At 71.8% G+C, this 17610-nt stretch carries 18 protein-coding genes; 14 read left to right on the top strand and 4 right to left on the bottom strand.

Annotation, left to right across the window (positions count from 1 at the left end):
* The first annotated feature begins 136 nt into the window (after positions 1–136).
* The 9 genes from ACFWPS_RS47405 to ACFWPS_RS47445 all read left to right on the top strand — a co-directional run bounded on the left by ACFWPS_RS47405 (position 137) and on the right by ACFWPS_RS47445 (position 10428).
* Positions 137–2212, top strand: coding sequence for a tetratricopeptide repeat protein (locus ACFWPS_RS47405; RefSeq protein ID WP_383718750.1), 2076 nt, complete (start codon positions 137–139; stop codon positions 2210–2212).
* 135 nt (positions 2213–2347) lie between these two features.
* Entirely contained in the window at positions 2348–3472 is a 1125-nt protein-coding gene (gene ald / locus ACFWPS_RS47410; protein WP_383718753.1) for an alanine dehydrogenase, read from the top strand.
* A gap of 405 nt (positions 3473–3877) precedes the next feature.
* Entirely contained in the window at positions 3878–5005 is a 1128-nt protein-coding gene (locus ACFWPS_RS47415; protein ID WP_089102947.1) for a ParA family protein, read from the top strand.
* Positions 4990–5604, top strand: a complete 615-nt coding sequence (locus tag ACFWPS_RS47420) for a hypothetical protein (RefSeq protein WP_383718756.1) — start codon at positions 4990–4992, stop codon at positions 5602–5604. The genes ACFWPS_RS47415 and ACFWPS_RS47420 overlap by 16 nt, the downstream gene beginning before the upstream one ends.
* 18 nt (positions 5605–5622) lie before the next feature.
* Positions 5623–6708 carry a segregation and condensation protein A gene (locus ACFWPS_RS47425; RefSeq protein ID WP_383718759.1) on the top strand — a complete coding sequence of 362 codons (1086 nt, stop codon included), beginning with the start codon at positions 5623–5625 and terminating at the stop codon, positions 6706–6708.
* The gene (gene scpB / locus ACFWPS_RS47430) at positions 6705–7355 is read left to right on the top strand and encodes an SMC-Scp complex subunit ScpB (protein ID WP_383718761.1); all 651 of its coding nucleotides are present in this window, start codon (positions 6705–6707) and stop codon (positions 7353–7355) included. The genes ACFWPS_RS47425 and scpB overlap by 4 nt, the downstream gene beginning before the upstream one ends.
* A gap of 11 nt (positions 7356–7366) precedes the next feature.
* Positions 7367–8491 (top strand): pseudouridine synthase, encoded by a 1125-nt coding sequence (locus ACFWPS_RS47435; RefSeq protein ID WP_383718764.1) that lies wholly within the window; start codon positions 7367–7369, stop codon positions 8489–8491.
* Between the two features lie 198 nt (positions 8492–8689).
* Positions 8690–9409, top strand: a complete 720-nt coding sequence (locus ACFWPS_RS47440; RefSeq protein WP_383718796.1) for an NUDIX domain-containing protein — start codon at positions 8690–8692, stop codon at positions 9407–9409.
* Positions 9406–10428 carry an ADP-ribosylglycohydrolase family protein gene (locus ACFWPS_RS47445; protein ID WP_383718767.1) on the top strand — a complete coding sequence of 341 codons (1023 nt, stop codon included), beginning with the start codon at positions 9406–9408 and terminating at the stop codon, positions 10426–10428. The genes ACFWPS_RS47440 and ACFWPS_RS47445 overlap by 4 nt, the downstream gene beginning before the upstream one ends.
* Positions 10429–10434: 6 nt before the next feature.
* Here ACFWPS_RS47445 and ACFWPS_RS47450 read toward each other — a convergent pair whose 3' ends face one another.
* The 4 genes from ACFWPS_RS47450 to ACFWPS_RS47465 are packed head-to-tail and all read right to left on the bottom strand — an operon-like array spanning position 10435 to position 12917.
* Complete coding sequence (locus ACFWPS_RS47450; protein ID WP_383718770.1) at positions 10435–11169, bottom strand: DNA polymerase beta superfamily protein; 735 nt, start codon at positions 11167–11169, stop codon at positions 10435–10437.
* 22 nt (positions 11170–11191) lie between these two features.
* On the bottom strand, positions 11192–11629 hold the full coding sequence (locus ACFWPS_RS47455; protein WP_383718772.1) for a Rieske (2Fe-2S) protein: 438 nt from the start codon (positions 11627–11629) through the stop codon (positions 11192–11194).
* A complete protein-coding gene (locus ACFWPS_RS47460) occupies positions 11626–12210 on the bottom strand; it encodes a DUF6529 family protein (protein WP_383718773.1) in 585 nt (194 codons plus the stop codon). Before ACFWPS_RS47460 ends, ACFWPS_RS47455 begins: the two co-directional genes overlap by 4 nt.
* A 29-nt stretch (positions 12211–12239) precedes the next feature.
* Positions 12240–12917, bottom strand: coding sequence for a hypothetical protein (locus tag ACFWPS_RS47465; protein WP_383718776.1), 678 nt, complete (start codon positions 12915–12917; stop codon positions 12240–12242).
* 234 nt (positions 12918–13151) lie between these two features.
* Here ACFWPS_RS47465 and aroH point away from each other — a divergent pair, with 234 nt between their 5' ends.
* The 5 genes from aroH to der all read left to right on the top strand — a co-directional run bounded on the left by aroH (position 13152) and on the right by der (position 17594).
* Positions 13152–13514: a chorismate mutase gene (gene aroH / locus ACFWPS_RS47470; RefSeq protein ID WP_383718779.1), complete on the top strand. Its 363-nt coding sequence runs from the start codon at positions 13152–13154 to the stop codon at positions 13512–13514.
* Complete coding sequence (locus ACFWPS_RS47475) at positions 13511–14596, top strand: prephenate dehydrogenase (protein WP_383718782.1); 1086 nt, start codon at positions 13511–13513, stop codon at positions 14594–14596. The genes aroH and ACFWPS_RS47475 overlap by 4 nt, the downstream gene beginning before the upstream one ends.
* Before the next feature lie 96 nt (positions 14597–14692).
* Positions 14693–15379 carry a (d)CMP kinase gene (gene cmk, locus ACFWPS_RS47480; RefSeq protein ID WP_383718785.1) on the top strand — a complete coding sequence of 229 codons (687 nt, stop codon included), beginning with the start codon at positions 14693–14695 and terminating at the stop codon, positions 15377–15379.
* Positions 15380–15432: 53 nt separating this feature from the next.
* Positions 15433–16020: a lysophospholipid acyltransferase family protein gene (locus ACFWPS_RS47485; protein WP_383718799.1), complete on the top strand. Its 588-nt coding sequence runs from the start codon at positions 15433–15435 to the stop codon at positions 16018–16020.
* Positions 16021–16109: 89 nt separating this feature from the next.
* Complete coding sequence (gene der / locus ACFWPS_RS47490; RefSeq protein WP_383718787.1) at positions 16110–17594, top strand: ribosome biogenesis GTPase Der; 1485 nt, start codon at positions 16110–16112, stop codon at positions 17592–17594.
* Positions 17595–17610: the final 16 nt, after the last annotated feature.

A 17610-nucleotide genomic window follows, 5' to 3' on the forward strand; every position in this document is an offset into this window, starting at 1 on the left:
TCCGATCGGGCGATGTGCCCGCCGCGCTCTGCCAGGAACGTCCTCGCACGTGAACTAGGCTCGATGCGATTGAGCCGAAACGCCCGAACCGGAGCCCCGGCGGGCCTGCGTGTGCGGTGGGACGGGAGTGTGGCCCGTGACGGATCAGGCGGTGGACACAGGCGGCGCACGGCGGTCGGCGCCCGCGGCCACGGACGACCGGTTCCTGGGCCGTACAAGGGAGTTGAAGGAACTGCGCGCCGACATCGAGCGCGCGGGCCTGGACACCATCGCCGGCCGCAAGGCCCCCCGCGCCAGGGTGCTGCTGATCGCGGGCAGGCCCGGCTCCGGCCGCACCGCCGTCGCCGAGGAGCTCGTCCGGCAGGTCGTCCCCCGCTACCCCGACGGGGTGCTGCGCGCCCGCCTCGCCGAGCCCGACGGCACCCCGGTCCCGGTCGAGCGCACCGCCCGCGACCTCCTCACCGCGCTGCGGCTGCCGACCCCGGCCGGCGCCGCCGCGGACGACCTCACCCACGCCCTGCGCACCGCCCTCGCCAAGCGCCGGATGCTGCTCCTGCTCGACGACGCGCCGGGCGCCGAAGAGGTCGACGTGCTGCTCCCGGACACCCCGGACTGCCTGGCCGTCGCCGTCTCCGGCGGCCCGCTCACCGGGATCTCGGACGTCCGCCCGTGCACCCTGGGCGGCCTGGACACCAAGTCGGCCGTGGAACTCCTCACCCGGTACACCGGCTCGGTCCGCATCACCGTCGATCCCCGTTCCGCCGAGTCGCTGGTCGAGGTGTGCCAGGCGCAGCCCGCCGCGCTCGCCCTGGCCGGCGGCTGGCTCGCCGCCCGCCCCCAGGCGGCCGTCTCCGACCTCGCCAAACGCCTGCACGCGGAGGCGGACGACGGTACGGCGCTGGCCCGGGTCTTCCGGTTCGTGCACGACCAGCTGCCGGGCCAGTCCGCGCGGATACTGCGCCTCCTCAGCCTGGCCCCGGCCGGCCTGGTCGACCCGCACACCGCCTCCTCCCTGGCCGGCTGCTCGGTCGACACCGCCCGCATCACCCTGGACGAGCTGGTCCGCCTCGGCCTGCTGCACCCGGTGGCCTCCCCGCTGCCCCAGTACGTGGTCCCCGGCTGCCTGCACCCGCTGCTCCGGGTGCTGGCCGAGAGCCAGGAGCGGGCCGGCGAGCTCCAGCTGGCCCGCGCCCGGATGCTGGAGCGCACGGTACGGCTGCTGCAGTCCTGCCGGGCGATCACCGAGACCGACAACCCGCAGGCCCGCGAGAAGCTCCAGGCCCTGCCCCGGGAGCTGCGCTTCCCCACCCCCCGGGCCGCCGCCGACTGGCTGCGCATCCGGCGCCCGGCCCTGCTGGCCGCCGCCCGCGCCGCGGTCGCCGACGGCGAGCTCGACACGCTGGCCCGCCGCCTGATGGCACAGCTGGTCAAGGCCATGGTGGCGCACCTCGGTACCCAGGCCGCGGCCCCCGACCTGTACGGCATCCACCGGCTCGTCCTCGATGTCGCCGAGCGCCGCGACCTGCCCCGGGAGCAGGCCGCCGCACTGCTGAACCTCGGCGACCTGGACGCGCAGACCGGGCGTACGGCAGATGCACTGGTGCGCTATCGGTCTGCGCTGGACGCCGGACGCAACGCAAATGACCCGTACGCGACCGGTCGCGCAATGGAATCCGTAGGTGGCTCCTATCAGGAGCTGGGGGACTACGACCGGGCCGCCGACTGGTTCGGCCGCGCCCTCGCCGAGCGCCTGGCCCGCGACGAGCGTGCCGAGGCAGCCCGGCTCTACGGCCGCATCGCCGGCGCGCACACCTACGCGGGCCGCTACGGGGAGGCGCTGCGGTCCTGGCGGGCGGCGGTTTCCGGCCACCGCAAGAACGGTGATGTGGCCGCGCAGGCAAGGGCGTTGAGCGAGCTGGCCCGGGTTCAGGAGTACGCCGGCCGGCCCGAGGAGTCGCTGCGCACCTGCCAGGAGGCGGTGGAGTGGGCGCGCCGCGCCGAGGACGCCCGGCTCCAGGCGGCGCTCCAGTTGCGACTCGCCGACACGCTGGAGCGCCTCGGTGACTCCATCGCCGCGAGCCTGCACCGCTCGGCCGCCGAGCGCATGCTGAGTGATGAGTCTCTCGACCCTGCGGACCCCTCGGACCTGGACTCCGACCCGGAACATGACGCTAACGCCTACGAAATCCGTAGTGCTTCCGGCCAAGATTGATGCAATGAAAGGCTAGACAGTCGGAACGCCTTCATTAAACTGGCTCTGCCGCCGGTTCTTCCGCGGTGTCTCCTGGTATGCCGCCGCATGCCGGGTATGTGCGTCTATGCCCCCACACCCTCTGAGCCAAGGACCGTGATCCACGTGAAGGTCGGCATCCCCCGCGAGGTCAAGAACAACGAGTTCCGGGTGGCCATCACCCCGGCCGGCGTGCACGAGCTGGTGCGCCACGGCCATCAGGTCGTCATCGAGCGTGGCGCCGGTGTCGGCTCGTCGATCCCGGACGACGAGTACATCGCCGCCGGGGCCGCGATCCTGGACACCGCGGACGAGGTGTGGGCCACCGCCGACCTGCTGCTGAAGGTCAAGGAGCCGATCGCGGAGGAGTACCACCGCCTCCGCAAGGACCAGACCCTCTTCACCTACCTGCACCTGGCCGCCTCCAAGGAGTGCACGGACGCCCTCCTGGAGTCCGGCACCACGGCGATCGCCTACGAGACCGTCGAGCTGCCGAACCGGGCGCTCCCGCTGCTCGCGCCCATGTCCGAGGTGGCCGGCCGGCTCGCCCCCCAGGTCGGCGCCTACCACCTGATGCGCGCCGCCGGCGGCCGTGGCGTCCTGCCCGGCGGTGTCCCGGGCGTGCTGCCCGCCAAGGCCGTCGTCATCGGCGGCGGCGTCTCCGGCTGGAACGCCGTGCAGATCGCCATCGGCATGGGCTTCGACGTGACCCTGCTCGACCGCGACATCAACAAGCTGCGCGAGGCCGACCGGATCTTCGGCACCAAGGTCAAGGCCGTCATGTCCAACTCCTTCGAGCTGGAGAAGGCCTGCCTGGAGGCCGACCTCGTGATCGGCGCGGTGCTCATCCCGGGCGCCAAGGCCCCGAAGCTCGTCACCAACGAGCTGGTCTCCCGGATGAAGCCGGGAAGTGTCCTTGTCGACATCGCGATCGACCAGGGCGGCTGCTTCGAGGACTCGCGCCCCACCACGCACGCCGAGCCGACCTTCAAGGTCCACGAGTCGGTCTTCTACTGCGTCGCCAACATGCCCGGCGCGGTGCCCAACACCTCCACCTACGCGCTCACCAACGCCACGCTCCCGTACATCGTGTCGCTGGCGGACAACGGCTGGGCGGAGGCGCTGCGCCGTGACGCCGCGCTCGCCAAGGGCCTCAACACCCATGACGGCAAGGTCGTTTACAAGGAGGTCGCCGAGGCGCACGGCCTGGAGCACGTGGACCTCGACACGCTGATCGGCTGAGCAGGACCCGGCAGGCAAGTCACCTTTTCGTAAAGGCGATACGTCAACAAGACGCGTCAATCGCGCACAACCGGCCGGACCTTGCCCGACAAGGTCCGGCCAGATGTGTGTATGGTCACTTTGCGACTTGCGGTCAACTCGCCTCGAACGTAACCCTTCGACCGATTCGCACACCGGTGAAACCTGCTGTGCGACGGCCGTACGCCCTTGACAGCGGGATGTTTCATTGCCGACACATCCTGCCGGGTACGGCGGATTGTGTTGCTGCGAACACCCGACACGCCATAGAGTCGCCGACTGTCGGCATGGTGCCACGCTGACCTGTCTAGAAGTTTCCTGGTCACCAAGGAGGTAAGACGACTTGTGAATGAGTCGACATTTTCTCCCGGGGGTGGTCAACCAGGAATGCCGGTGAGGGACCAGGGTCCCGCGGGGTTCGAGGCTGTCGGCTCCGTCGCGGTGCGCACCTTCGCAGCCCATCAGAGTTCGCTGACCACGCGGACAGCACACCAGAGCATGGATGGCCATCACGTGAACGCCATGGCCGGCGACGGAAGTGGCGCGCCCCACAGCCAGTTCGCCGACTACGACGAACTGCCCGACGGGCACTTCTACGACCCCGACGCCGAGTACGAGCCCGATCCGGAGTACGCGGCCACGCTCGCGCCCGACGCGGCCCGGCAGCGCCGCGAGCGCGTCGGCCCGACCGGGCGCCCGCTGCCGTACTTCCCGATCCCGGGCCCGGTGACCAGTCACGGCCCCGCGACGATCATCGCGATGTGCAACCAGAAGGGCGGCGTCGGCAAGACCACGTCGACCATCAACCTGGGTGCCGCGCTCGCGGAGTACGGCCGACGGGTGCTGCTCGTGGACTTCGACCCGCAGGGCGCGCTGTCGGTCGGTCTCGGCGTCAACCCGATGGAGCTCGACCTCACCGTCTACAACCTGCTCATGGAGCGGGGCATGGCGGCGGACGAGGTGCTCCTTAAGACCGCGGTCCCCAACATGGACCTGCTGCCCTCCAACATCGACCTGTCGGCCGCCGAGGTCCAGCTGGTCTCCGAGGTCGCCCGAGAGTCGACGCTGCAGCGCGCACTGAAGCCGCTGCTGCCCGACTACGACTACATCGTGATCGACTGTCAGCCCTCGCTCGGCCTGCTCACGGTCAACGCGCTGACGGCCGCCCACAAGGTGATCGTGCCGCTGGAGTGCGAGTTCTTCGCGCTGCGCGGTGTCGCGCTGCTGACCGAGACCATCGAGAAGGTCCAGGAGCGGCTCAACCCGGAGCTGGAGCTCGACGGCATCCTCGCCACCATGTACGACTCGCGCACGGTGCACAGCCGTGAGGTCCTGGCCCGTGTCGTCGAGGCCTTCGACGACCACGTCTACCACACGGTCATCGGCCGCACGGTCCGCTTCCCGGAGACCACGGTCGCCGGTGAGCCGATCACCACGTACGCCTCCAACTCCGTCGGTGCCGCCGCCTATCGCCAGCTCGCCAGGGAGGTGCTCGCCCGGTGTCACGCCGAGTGAGTCTGCCCGGGGCCGACGAACTGTTCCGTACGACCGGGGGGATGGCGCTGCAGCCGTCCACGCCCAGGCGCCCGGTCAACGGCGAGGCCCGGGTGCCGGCTCCCGCGGGGGAGAGCGACGAGACGGCGGCCGCGGCCGCCGAGGACGTGCCCCAGTCGGTGCCCGTGCAGGGCGGCGACGGCGAGGGCGCGGAGCATGTGGCGGCGGAGGCCGAGTCGGCCGACGCCGGGGAGTCCCGCAACCACGCCGCGCAGTCCGTCACGGTCGCGCCGTCGGCGGAGCGGTCCGTGCGGCAGCAGGCGGCGCAGGAAGGTTCTGCCGGTTCCGCCGCGCAGGGGCAGCCCCGCAAGCAGCGGGGCGGCGGCCGGGCTCCCGCCCGGCGGCCCAGCGGGCGCGAGCGGCACGACGAGAAGATCACCGTGTACGTCTCCGCCGAGGAGCTGATGGACCTGGAGCACGCCCGGCTGGTGCTCCGGGGCGAGCACGGGCTGGCCGTGGACCGGGGTCGGATCGTCCGCGAGGCGGTCGCCGTGGTCCTGGCCGACCTGGAGTCCCGCGGGGACGCGAGCATCCTCGTACGACGGCTGCGCGGGCGGTAGGGGTAGCCTGCGGGGGCTATGACCTCGACCGACGCTCCCGCTTCCGGTTCCGGTCCCGGCCGCAGGCGTGCGCTGGGGCGGGGGCCGGGGGCTCCTGTGGCCGAGGTCGGGGGTCCGGCTGAGGCCGGTGGTGCGTTGTGCCCACCCGTTCCTCCCCCAGTGCCTGAAGGGCCTGGGGGGACCCCCAGCGGAACGCCTGCCCACAACGCGGGCGAGCCTGAAGAGGAGCCCGGCGCTGTCGAACCCCGGACCTCCGGCACCGAAGCTCCAGAAGGCGCCGTCCCCACCGAGATCCCCGACGGCGTCTTCAAGGTCCGCCTCGCCAACTTCGAGGGCCCCTTCGATCTCCTCCTCCAGCTGATCTCCAAGCACAAGCTGGACGTCACCGAGGTCGCGCTCTCCAAGGTGACCGACGAGTTCATGGCGCACATCCGGGCCATGGGGCCGGACTGGGACCTCGACCAGACCACCGAGTTCCTCGTCGTCGCCGCCACCCTGCTGGACCTCAAGGCCGCCCGGCTGCTGCCCGCCGCCGAGGTCGAGGACGAGGCCGACCTGGCGCTCCTCGAGGCCCGGGACCTGCTGTTCGCCCGGCTGCTGCAGTACCGCGCGTACAAGCAGATCGCCGACATCTTCAACCGGCGCCTGGACGACGAGGCCCGCCGCTGGCCCCGTACCGTCGGCCTCGAACCGCACCTGGCCGAGCTGCTGCCCGAGGTCGTCATCAGCATCGGTCCTGAGGGGTTCGCCAAGCTCGCGGTCAAGGCGATGCAGCCCCGACCCAAGCCGCAGGTGTACGTCGACCACATCCACGCCCCGCTGGTCAGCGTCCAGGAGCAGGCCGGGATCGTGGTGGCGCGGCTGCGGGAGCTGGGGGAGGCCAGCTTCCGGGTGCTCGTCGAGGACACCGACAACACACTCACCGTCGTGGCCCGCTTCCTGGCCCTCCTGGAGCTGTACCGGGAGAAGGCCGTCGCCCTCGACCAGGAGACCGCCCTCGGCGACCTGATCGTGCGCTGGACCGGCGGGGACGGCGGGGCCCGGCTGATGGTCACCGACGAATTCGACCGGCCGCCCGAGCCGCCCAAGGAGGACAAGGCGTGAGCGAGGACACCACGGAGCTGCCGGCCGGGCTACGCCCGGTCGCCGAACTCGACCTCAAGCCGGCCCTGGAGGCCGTCCTCATGGTCGTCGACGAGCCCGCCACCGCCGAGCACCTGTCCAAGCTCCTGGAGCGGCCGAAGCAGACGATCACCAAGGCGCTGCGGGCGCTGGCGGAGGAGTACACCGCGCAGGGCCGCGGCTTCGAGCTGCGGTTCGTCGCGGGCGGCTGGCGCTTCTACACCCGGGGCGAGTTCGCGCCTGCCGTCGAGCGGCTGGTCCTGGAGGGCCAGACGGCCCGGCTCACCCAGGCCGCGCTGGAGACCCTCGCGGTCGTCGCGTACCGCCAGCCGGTGAGCCGCAGCCGCGTCTCGGTCGTACGCGGGGTCAACTGCGACGGCGTGATGCGCACCCTGCTCCAGCGGGGTCTGGTCGAGGAGGCGGGCGCGGAACCCGAAACAGGTGCGATCCTGTACAGGACGACGAACTACTTCCTGGAGCGGATGGGCCTGCGCGGCCTGGACGAGCTCCCGGAGCTCGCGCCCTTCCTCCCGGAGGCGGAGGCGATCGAGGCCGAGACCCAGGAGGGCGTACCGTCGTTCGATCCGGACGCACCCGATGCGCCGGATGCAGACGACGCAGACGACTAGACGGAACTTTGATGCGAAGCAGCAGCGGCAGGAACAGCAGCGGAAACAACGGCGGGAGCCGTGGTGGCAACAGCGGCGGCCGCGGCGGGAGCAGCGGTGGCCGCGGTGACTACCGCGGCGCCGGGAACGCCCGCGACGACAAGCAGGGCGCCGGCCGGCCGAAGAAGCCGCGCCCGGAGGAGCGGCGCTACGACGTAGGCCCCGGTGCCACCCAGGACGGCCCGAAGTCGGGTCGTGGCGCCTCGGCGCGCGGCGGTGCCAAGGGCGGCCCCAGGCAGGGGCAGGGCACCGGGCGCGGGCGGTCGGCGCCCGCCACCTCGCGTGAGTACGACGCCCGCGCCGAGGAGCGCAACCGCGAGCGGTACGCCGGCAAGCCGGACGTGAAGCTCCCCAAGACCTTCCCGGGCGCCGAGCAGGAGGGCGAGCGGCTGCAGAAGGTCCTCGCCCGCGCGGGCTACGGCTCCCGGCGCGCCTGCGAGGAGCTGATCGAACAGGCCCGGGTCGAGGTCAACGGCGAGATCGTCCTGGAGCAGGGCAAGCGGATCGACCCGGAGAAGGACGAGGTCAGGGTCGACGGACTGACCGTCGCCACGCAGGCGTACCAGTTCTTCTCGCTGAACAAGCCGGCCGGCGTGGTGTCCACCATGGAGGACCCGGACGGGCGGCAGTGCCTCGGCGACTACGTCACCAACCGGGAGACCCGGCTCTTCCACGTGGGGCGGCTCGACACCGAGACCGAGGGTGTCATCCTGCTCACCAACCACGGCGAGCTGGCGCACCGGCTGACCCACCCCAAGTACGGCGTGAAGAAGACCTACCTCGCGCACATCGTCGGCCCGATCCCGCGCGACCTCGGCAAGAAGCTCAAGGACGGCATCCAGCTGGAGGACGGGTACGCGCGCGCGGACCACTTCCGGGTCGTCGAACAGACCGGCAAGAACTACCTCGTCGAGGTCACCCTGCACGAGGGCCGCAAGCACATCGTCCGCCGCATGCTGGCGGAGGCCGGGTTCCCGGTCGACAAGCTGGTGCGGGTCGCCTTCGGGCCGATCACCCTCGGCGACCAGAAGTCGGGCTGGCTGCGCCGGCTGTCCAACACCGAGGTCGGGATGCTCATGAAGGAAGTCGACCTCTAGACCCGTCTGGGGTCTCAAAACCCCGTAAAGGGATGTGTACGGCTTTCTGGCGGCCGGTCCTGGGTAGTCCGGGACCGGCCGTCGTCGTATTCGCGAACGGGGCTCCAGCGGCCGCTGAGGCCTTGCGCGGCCCCTGTCCGCTCTTTATAGTCGTGAAGACTATTAGTTGCATCGATCATCGAGGGGGTGGACGGGCGCATGCAGGGCTACGACAAGTACGCCTTCGAACCTTTCGCCGTCACCGTCGACCTCGCCGTCCTCACCCTCCGCGCCGGAGCCCTGCACGTGCTGCTCGTCGAGCGCGGGCAGGAGCCATACGCCGGACAGTGGGCGCTGCCCGGCGGCTTCGTGCTGCCGCGGGAGTCGGCCGAGACGGCGGCCCGGCGGGAACTCGCCGAGGAGACCGGCCTGTCGGACGTGTCCGGACTGCACCTGGAGCAGATGCGCACCTACAGCGAGCCCGACCGCGACCCGAGGATGCGGGTCGTCTCCGTCGCCTTCACCGCGCTGCTGCCCGACGCCCCCGAGCCGCACGGCGGCGGGGACGCGGCACAGGCACGCTGGCTGCCGTACGACCCGGGCCGGCCGCTAGCCTTCGACCACGTCCGGATCCTGGCCGACGCTCATGAACGGGTCGGCGCGCAGCTGGAGTACAGCTGTCTCGCCACTGCCTTCTGCCCGCCCGAGTTCACCCTCGGCGAGCTGCAGAACGTCTACGAGACCGTGTGGGGCGTCGCGCTGGACCGCCCCAACTTCCGCCGCAAGGTGCTCGCCACCCCCGGCTTCGTCGAACCCGCCCCCGGCGCCGCCCGGTTGACCGGCGGCCGCGGCAAACCGGCCGCCCTCTACCGCGCGGGCACCGCCACCGCGCTCCACCCGCCCCTGCTCCGCCCGTCCCGGGAAGGACGCCCCGCATGACCAGCAACATCGGCGACAAACGCGCCGCCACCGGCTCCCTGATCGGTCTCGCCCTCGGGGACGCGCTCGGCTTCCCCACCGAGTTCAACGACGTGCCGTCCATCCTCGCCAAGTTCGGTCCGTGGCGGGAGATGGAGCTGCCGCAGCGGGCCTTCGTTTCGGACGACACCCAGATGACCATCGCCGTGGGACACGCGATGCGCACCGCCATGGACCGCGGAGTGCTCGCGCCCAAGCGGCTGGAGCGGCCGCTGCGCGAGGAGTTCGTGAACTGGTACCAGTCGCCCGAGAACAACCGGGCGCCCGGCCGGACCTGCCTGCGGGCCTGCAACCTCCTGAAGGAGGAGGGGCGTCTCTGGCAGGACGCCAGCCAGATCGACTCCAAGGGCTGCGGCGCCAACATGCGGGTCGCGCCCGTCGGGCTCGCCCCCGGGCTGAGCGACGAACAGCGCGCCGGCGCCGCCCAGTTGCAGGCAGCGCTCACCCACGGCCACCCCACCGCGCTGGCCGCCTCCGACCTCACCGCGCGTGCCGTACGGCTGCTCGCGCAGGGGACCGAACCGGACCAGCTCGTCGACCGGCTGCGGTCGTACGCCCGCGAGAACCGCACCCGCCACCACCGCACCTGGCTCGGCGACCTGTGGACGCGGAGCCAGGACGCGACCCCCGAGGAGTTCATCGCGCGCGGCTGGGACGAGTGCCTGGAGATCCTCGACCGGCTCCAGGAGGCCGTGCGCACCGCCTCGCCGGAGGCCGACCCGTGCCTGGCCACCGGCGCCGGCTGGATCGCCGAAGAGGCCCTGGCGACCGGTCTGCTCTGCTTCCTGCTCTTCCCCAGCGAACCGGTGCTCGCCCTGCGCCGGGCCGCCTGCTCCTCCGGCGACTCGGACTCGATCGCGTGCCTCACCGGGGCCTTCGCGGGGGCCTGGCTGGGCGAGGACGCCTGGCCGACCGAGTGGGCCGACCGGATCGAGTACCGGGGCGACCTGATGACCCTGGGCGCGCTCTGGGACTCCTGAGCCGGGTCAGCGCCGCCCGGTGCGCCCGGCGCCCGGCACCACCCGGTGGTCCGCGTGCGTCCGGAGGGCCGAGGTCCGGCGGGTCCGGAACAGGAAGTCGGCCACGCGCGCGTGGTCCGGCTCCGCCGGGAGCGGGGTGCCGTGCAGCGCCCGCTCGGTCTCCGCGGCCAGCCGGGCCATCCGGGACTCGACCTCCGTCCAGGAGATCTCGCCCCGCTTCACCGCCAGGAACTCCGGGCGCCGGTCGCCGACGTCGATCGTCAGCTCGCCGGTGCGCAGCAGGTCACGGGCGCTCGTCAGCAGCCGCAGCAGATGCATCGCGTGCTTCCAGCGCGGGGCGCCGTGCGCACGGACGTCGGCGTCGAGCTTTCGGCGCTGGGCGAGGGCGTAGCCGGTGAAGGAGTCGTGGGCGCGCCGGGAGAGGAAGGCGGCGCGCAGTGCGAGCAGCTCGCGGCCCGTGTCGTCGAGGTGCTCGACCAGGGGCGAGTGCAGGCACTCCAGGATGTTCGGGTTGGCCCGCAGCGCCAGCTCGCAGAACCGCTCCAGCTCCCAGGAGAACCGCTCCTCGCCCGGCCCCTCGACATGCGTCGGCGGCTGCTCGAAGCCCCAGAACAGGGGAGTGGGGGCGAGGAACACACCCCGGCGGTCGGTGTCACTGTCCTCCGTGGCCAGACCGAAGGCCCGCGACCCCATGACACAGGCGTAGATCGTGTGGTCGCGTACCAGGTCCTCGGGCTCCATGCCCAGGAGCGTATGTGGCCGGTCACCCCAGGGTGATCGAATTTCCGCTCACCGTGATCGACTCGGCCGGCAGCGGCCTGGTCGCCGGGCCGTGCGCGACCGAGCCGTCGGCGATGTGGTACTTGCTGCCGTGGCAGGGGCAGTCGATGGTGCCGTCCGTCACCTGGTTCACCGTGCAGCCCATGTGCGTGCAGATCGCCGAGAAGGCCTTGAACTCGCCCTTCGCCGGCTGGGTCACCACGACCTTCTGGTCCTTGAAGATCGTGCCGCCGCCCTCCGGGATCTCGCTCGTCTGCGCCAGCACCTTCCCGGCGGCCGCGCTCGCCGCCCCGGACGAGGCGGGCGTCTCGGACGAGCCGGAGGAGCCGTTGTCGCTGTAGTTGCTGCATCCCACGCAGGTCGCGGCGAGCGCCGCGGTACCCGTCGTGAGCACGCTGCGCCGAGTGGAGCCGTCGGTCATGTCGTCACCCCGAACGTGCGGAAGAACCAGAAGGCGGACGTCAGCCAGACGAGCGTGAGCACGGCGAACACCAGCCCACCGACGATCGGCAGCAGCCAGCCGGGGAGTCGCTCCGAGCGGAGCAGCAGCATCTTGGCACTGAAAACACCGAAGAAGAAGCAACCCAGGATGGAGTGCCACAAAACGCGCGTTTCGTACGTCTGATAGCCCAACGCGTACAGGCAGTGCACCGCCACGGGTACGGCGACCAGGAACGCGATCCGCCCCGACCAGCGGTGCAGCGCCGACGCCCAGCGAGGTCCCGGCAGCCTGCCGTACATCATCAGCGCGGAGACCAGCTGGACGAGCGCGAAGAAGAACGCGGTCGAGGCGAGCCAGGACTTCACCGCGCGGGTGCTGCTGAAACCCGCGAGGTTGAAGGCGGTCCCGGTCGGCTGGTGGACCCTGCCGTACACACCGAGGGCGACCGCGACCGCGGCGGCCACCAGGACGGGGACGAGATAGCGGGCGGGGTGCGGGCGGCGATGGTTCGGCTCGGGCGACGGCCAGCTCTGGGTGGCGGCGTTCGGGTCGACGGTCATGGTCGGCTCCCTCGGGTCACGGCCGGGTGTCAGGGGACGACTGGGTTCGCCGTCAGCTGCTGTCCGTCGACCGTCACGGCACCGGTCTCCGGGTCGATGCGGGGTGCGGCCGAGGGCTTGCCGTCGCGGTCGACGATGCCGACCTGGCGGCCGTCGGCGAGCACGATCCAGCCGCCGTCGACCTTCGCGCCCCGCACGGTCGCCGTGGCCCGGTACAGCCCCGACCCCTTGACGGCCCGCTGGGCGGTGAAGGCGTAGTGGCCGCCGTCCAGGTCGACGGCCCCGCGAATGCGCCGGTTGTCCTGGAGCGTGCCGTTCAGTACGGCGCCGTGGCTGCCGGTCAGCTTCATGCTGCCGTCGGCGTTCACCCGGCCCTTGAGCCAGGACTCCTTGCTGTGCCCGTCGCAGAAGTACGCGATCGCCCTGCCGTCGCGGACCGAGACGGCGACGGAGGACGAGTCGTCGGCGGTACGGCCTGCGTATGAGGCGTCGGCGATCTTCGACGCAGACGCAGACGCAGACGCAGACGCGGACGGCGATGGCAACGGGATCGGGGACACCGTGGTCTTCGTCGGTGCCGGGCTCGGTGACTTCTCCTGGTAGGACGACGAAGCGGTCTTCGTCCCCGTCGTCGCGTTGAGCGTCAGCATGAACAGGCCGAGCAGCAGACCCGCGAGCAGGGTCAGCAAGGGACCGGGACGTTTCATGGCGGGCCTCCCCCGAGGCGGGTCTGCCTGCCATCAGAGCGGATCGACGGGCCCGGCGTAAAGAGGCGCACAGGCGTGTTTCGCCCCAAGTAGCGGAATGGGGTACTACACGTGACATTGGGGCCATGGCAGGCAACGGCCTCGTCTCAGCGGGCGGGCGCGGCGCACGGGCCCGACGGCGAGCTGACTAGGCTGGACGGATCAAGAGGCCGACGTCAGAACAGGAGCGGTGCCGTGGCGGTACGAGCGGTCCGGGGGGCCGTCCAGCTGGAGCGGGACGAGGCCGGGCACATGGACGAGCAGGTCGGAGCGCTGCTCACGGCCGTCCTGGAGCGGAACGGGCTGACCACCGACGACCTGATCAGCATCTGGTTCACGGCCACCCCCGACCTGCACAGCGACTTCCCGGCGGCCGCCGCGCGCAAGCTCGGCATCGTCGACGTACCGCTGATCTGCGCCCAGGAGCTGGACATCGCGGGCGCCATGCCCCGGGTCGTCCGGATACTGGCGCACATCGAGTCCGACCGGCCGCGCGCCGACATCAGTCACGTCTACCTCGGTGCCGCGGGCGCTCTGCGCAAGGACATCGCCCAGTGAGAACCGCGCTCGTCATCGGCACCGGCCTGATCGGTACGTCCGCCGCACTCGCCCTCGTCCAGCGGGGCGTCGTCGTCCACCTCGCCGACCACGACCCCGAGCAGGCCCGTACCGCGGCCGCGCTCGGCGCCGGCACCGACGAGGCGCCCGAGGGGCCGGTCGACCTGGCGCTCGTCGCCGCTCCGCCCGCCCATGTGGCCGCCGTCCTCGCGGACGCGATGAGCAGGGGCCTGGCGCGCGGCTACGCCGACGTGGCCAGCGTCAAGGGCGGCCCGCGCCGGGAGCTGGAGGAGCGCGGCCTGGACCTGACGTCGTACATCGGCACGCACCCCATGTCCGGCCGGGAGAAGTCCGGGCCGCTGGCCGCCACCGCCGACCTCTTCGAGGGCCGGCCCTGGGTGCTCACCCCCACCCGGGACACCGACACCGAGGTGCTGAACCTCGCCCTGGAGCTGGTCTCGCACTGCCGGGCCGTCCCGGTGGTCATGGACGCCGACGCCCACGACCGCGCGGTGGCCCTCGTCTCCCACATGCCCCACCTGGTCTCCAGCATGGTCGCGGCCCGCTTGGAGCACGCCGACGAGTCGGCCGTACGGCTGTGCGGACAGGGCATCCGGGACGTGACGCGGATCGCCGCCTCCGACCCCGGGATGTGGATCGACATCCTCTCCGCGAACCCCGGCCCGGTCGCCGACCTGCTCGCCGACGTCTCCGCCGACCTCGACGAGACGGTCCGCGCCCTGCGCGCCCTGCAGTCCTCCGACGACGACAAGCGGCGCGCGGGCGGGGCCGGTATCGAGGACGTGCTGCGCCGCGGCAACGCCGGTCAGGTCCGGGTGCCCGGCAAGCACGGGTCGGCGCCGCGGGCGTACGAGGTCGTGGCGGTGCTCATCGACGACCAGCCCGGTCAGCTGGCCCGGATCTTCGCGGACGCCGGGGCGGCCGGGGTCAACGTCGAGGATGTGCGGATCGAGCACGCGACCGGCCAGCAGGCCGGCCACGTCCAGCTCTGGGTGGAGCCGAAGGCCGTGCCCGTGCTCACGTCGGCGCTGCGGGACCGGGGCTGGGCACTGCGGCAGTAGCGCTGAAAACGGCGGTCCCGGGGGCCGGTAACCTTGTGCGGGGCGCACTGCCGCCCGTACACCACCCACCACCCTGCACCCGGAAGGTGTCCCCCCGTGGAAAACGGCGCCGTAAAGCCCGTGATTGTCGCGATCGACGGCCCCTCGGGCACCGGCAAGTCGAGCACGTCCAAGGCCGTGGCCGAGCAGCTCGGCCTGAGCTACCTGGACACCGGCGCCCAGTACCGGGCCATCACCTGGTGGATGGTGACCAGCGGCATCGACCTCACCGACCCGACCGCGATCGCCGCGGTGGCCGGCAAGCCGGAGATCGTCTCGGGGACCGACCCGGTCAAGCCGACGATCACCGTCGACGGTGTGGACGTCGCCGGCCCGATCCGCACCGAGGAGGTCACCTCCAAGGTCAGCGCGGTCAGCGCGGTACCCGAGGTGCGGACCCGGATCAGCGAGCTGCAGCGGTCGCTGGCCCGCGCCGCCGTGGACGGCATCGTCGTCGAGGGCCGGGACATCGGCACCACCGTGCTGCCCGACGCCGACCTGAAGGTCTTCCTCACGGCCTCCCCGGAGGCCCGTGCGGCCCGCCGCAGCGGCGAGCTGAAGGGCGCCGACGTCAACGCCACCCGCGAGGCTCTGGTCAAGCGGGACGCGGCCGACTCCACCCGCAAGACCTCGCCGCTCGCCAAGGCCGGCGACGCGGTCGAGGTGGACACCACCGAGCTGACGCTGGCCCAGGTCATCGAGTGCGTCGTCACCCTCGTCGAGGAGAAGCGGGCCGGGAAGTGAGCGTTCCGTCGCAGCGGGGCGCCGAGACCGGGCGCCGCATCGGAGTCGGCCTGATGTACGGGCTGTGGAAGCCGCGCGTGCTCGGCTCCTGGAAGCTGCCCGCGCACGGCCCGGCGATCCTCGCCGTGAACCACTCCCACAACATAGACGGCCCGATGGTCATGGGCGTGTCGCCCCGACCGACGCACTTCCTCATCAAGAAGGAGGCGTTCGTCGGGCCGCTCGACCCGTTCCTGACCCGGATCGGCCAGCTGAAGGTGGACCGCCAGTCCGCCGACCGCATGGCGATCACCCGGGCGCTGGGCGTCCTGGAGGCCGGGGGAGTGCTCGGCATCTTCCCCGAGGGCAGCCGGGGCGACGGCGACTTCGCCGCACTGCGCGCCGGGCTCGCCTACTTCGCGGTGCGCTCCGGGGCGCCCATCGTCCCGGTGGCCGTGCTGGGAAGCTCCGAGCGGCAGGGGCGGTTGATAAAAGGGCTGCCCCCGCTGCGCTCCCGCGTCGACGTCGTCTTCGGCGACCCCTTCGAGGCGGGCGACGGCACCGGCCGACGCACCCGCAAGGCCCTGGACGAGGCCACCGAGCGCATCCAGAAGCAGCTCGCCGGCCACCTGGAAAACGCCAGGCGTCTGACCGGACGCTAGGCGAGACTTAGTAGTGGATCAGCCCATATGGGAGCCCATAGAGGGTGCGGTCCACCGATCACCACGATGAACGACGAGGTACGGACTTCATGAGCGACCACATCCAGCCCGGCGACTCGGCTGAGCACGAGTACGACCACGGGGCGCTCGGCGACGCCGAGTACGCGGAGTTCATGGAGCTCGCCGCGGAAGAGGGCTTCGACATCGAGGATGTCGAGGGTGCCATCGAGGCGGCCGGTCACGGCCCGCTGCCCGTCCTGGCCGTCGTCGGCCGCCCGAACGTCGGCAAGTCGACTCTGGTCAACCGCATCATCGGCCGCCGCGAGGCCGTCGTCGAGGACAAGCCCGGGGTCACCCGGGACCGCGTGACCTACGAGGCCGAGTGGGCGGGCCGCCGCTTCAAGGTCGTCGACACCGGCGGCTGGGAGCAGGACGTCCTCGGCATCGACGCCTCCGTGGCGGCCCAGGCCGAGTACGCGATCGAGGCGGCCGACGCGGTCGTCTTCGTCGTCGACGCCAAGGTCGGCGCGACCGACACCGACGAGGCGGTCGTACGCCTGCTGCGCAAGGCCGGCAAGCCGGTCGTGCTGGCCGCCAACAAGGTCGACGGACCCAGCGGCGAGGCCGACGCGTCCTACCTCTGGTCCCTGGGGCTCGGCGAGCCGCACCCGGTCTCCGCCCTGCACGGCCGCGGCACCGGCGACATGCTGGACGCCGTCCTGGAGGCGCTGCCCGACGCGCCCGAGCAGACCTTCGGCGGCGCGGGGGTCGGCGGACCCCGCCGGATCGCCCTCATCGGCCGCCCGAACGTCGGCAAGTCCTCCCTGCTCAACAAGGTGGCGGGCGAGGAGCGCGTCGTCGTCAACGAGATCGCCGGCACCACCCGCGACCCGGTCGACGAGCTGATCGAACTCGGTGGCATCACCTGGAAGTTCGTCGACACCGCCGGCATCCGCAAGCGCGTCCACCTCCAGCAGGGCGCCGACTACTACGCCTCGCTGCGCACCGCGGCGGCGGTGGAGAAGGCCGAGGTCGCGGTCATCCTGATCGACGCCTCCGAGAACATCTCGGTGCAGGACCAGCGGATCGTCACCATGGCCGTCGAGGCGGGCCGCGCGGTCGTCCTGGCCTTCAACAAGTGGGACACCCTCGACGAGGAGCGCCGCTACTACCTCGAACGCGAGATCGAGACCGAGCTCGCCCAGGTCGCCTGGGCGCCCCGTGTCAACGTCTCCGCGCGCACCGGCCGGCACATGGAGAAGCTGGTCCCCGCGATCGAGACCGCTCTGGCCGGCTGGGAGACCCGTGTCCCCACGGGCCGCCTCAACGCCTTCCTCGGCGAGCTGGTCGCGGCCCACCCGCACCCGGTCCGGGGCGGCAAGCAGCCGCGCATCCTGTTCGGCACCCAGGCCGGCACCAAGCCGCCGCGGTTCGTCCTGTTCGCCTCCGGCTTCATCGAGGCGGGCTACCGCCGCTTCATCGAGCGCCGGCTGCGCGAGGAGTTCGGCTTCGAGGGCACGCCGATCCACATCTCCGTGCGGGTGCGCGAGAAGCGCGGCGCGAAGAAGAAGTAGCCGCATGCGTGAGGGG

The sequence above is a fragment of the Streptomyces sp. NPDC058457 genome, from assembly GCF_042720695.1.
Taxonomy (GTDB): Bacteria; Actinomycetota; Actinomycetes; order Streptomycetales; family Streptomycetaceae; genus Streptomyces.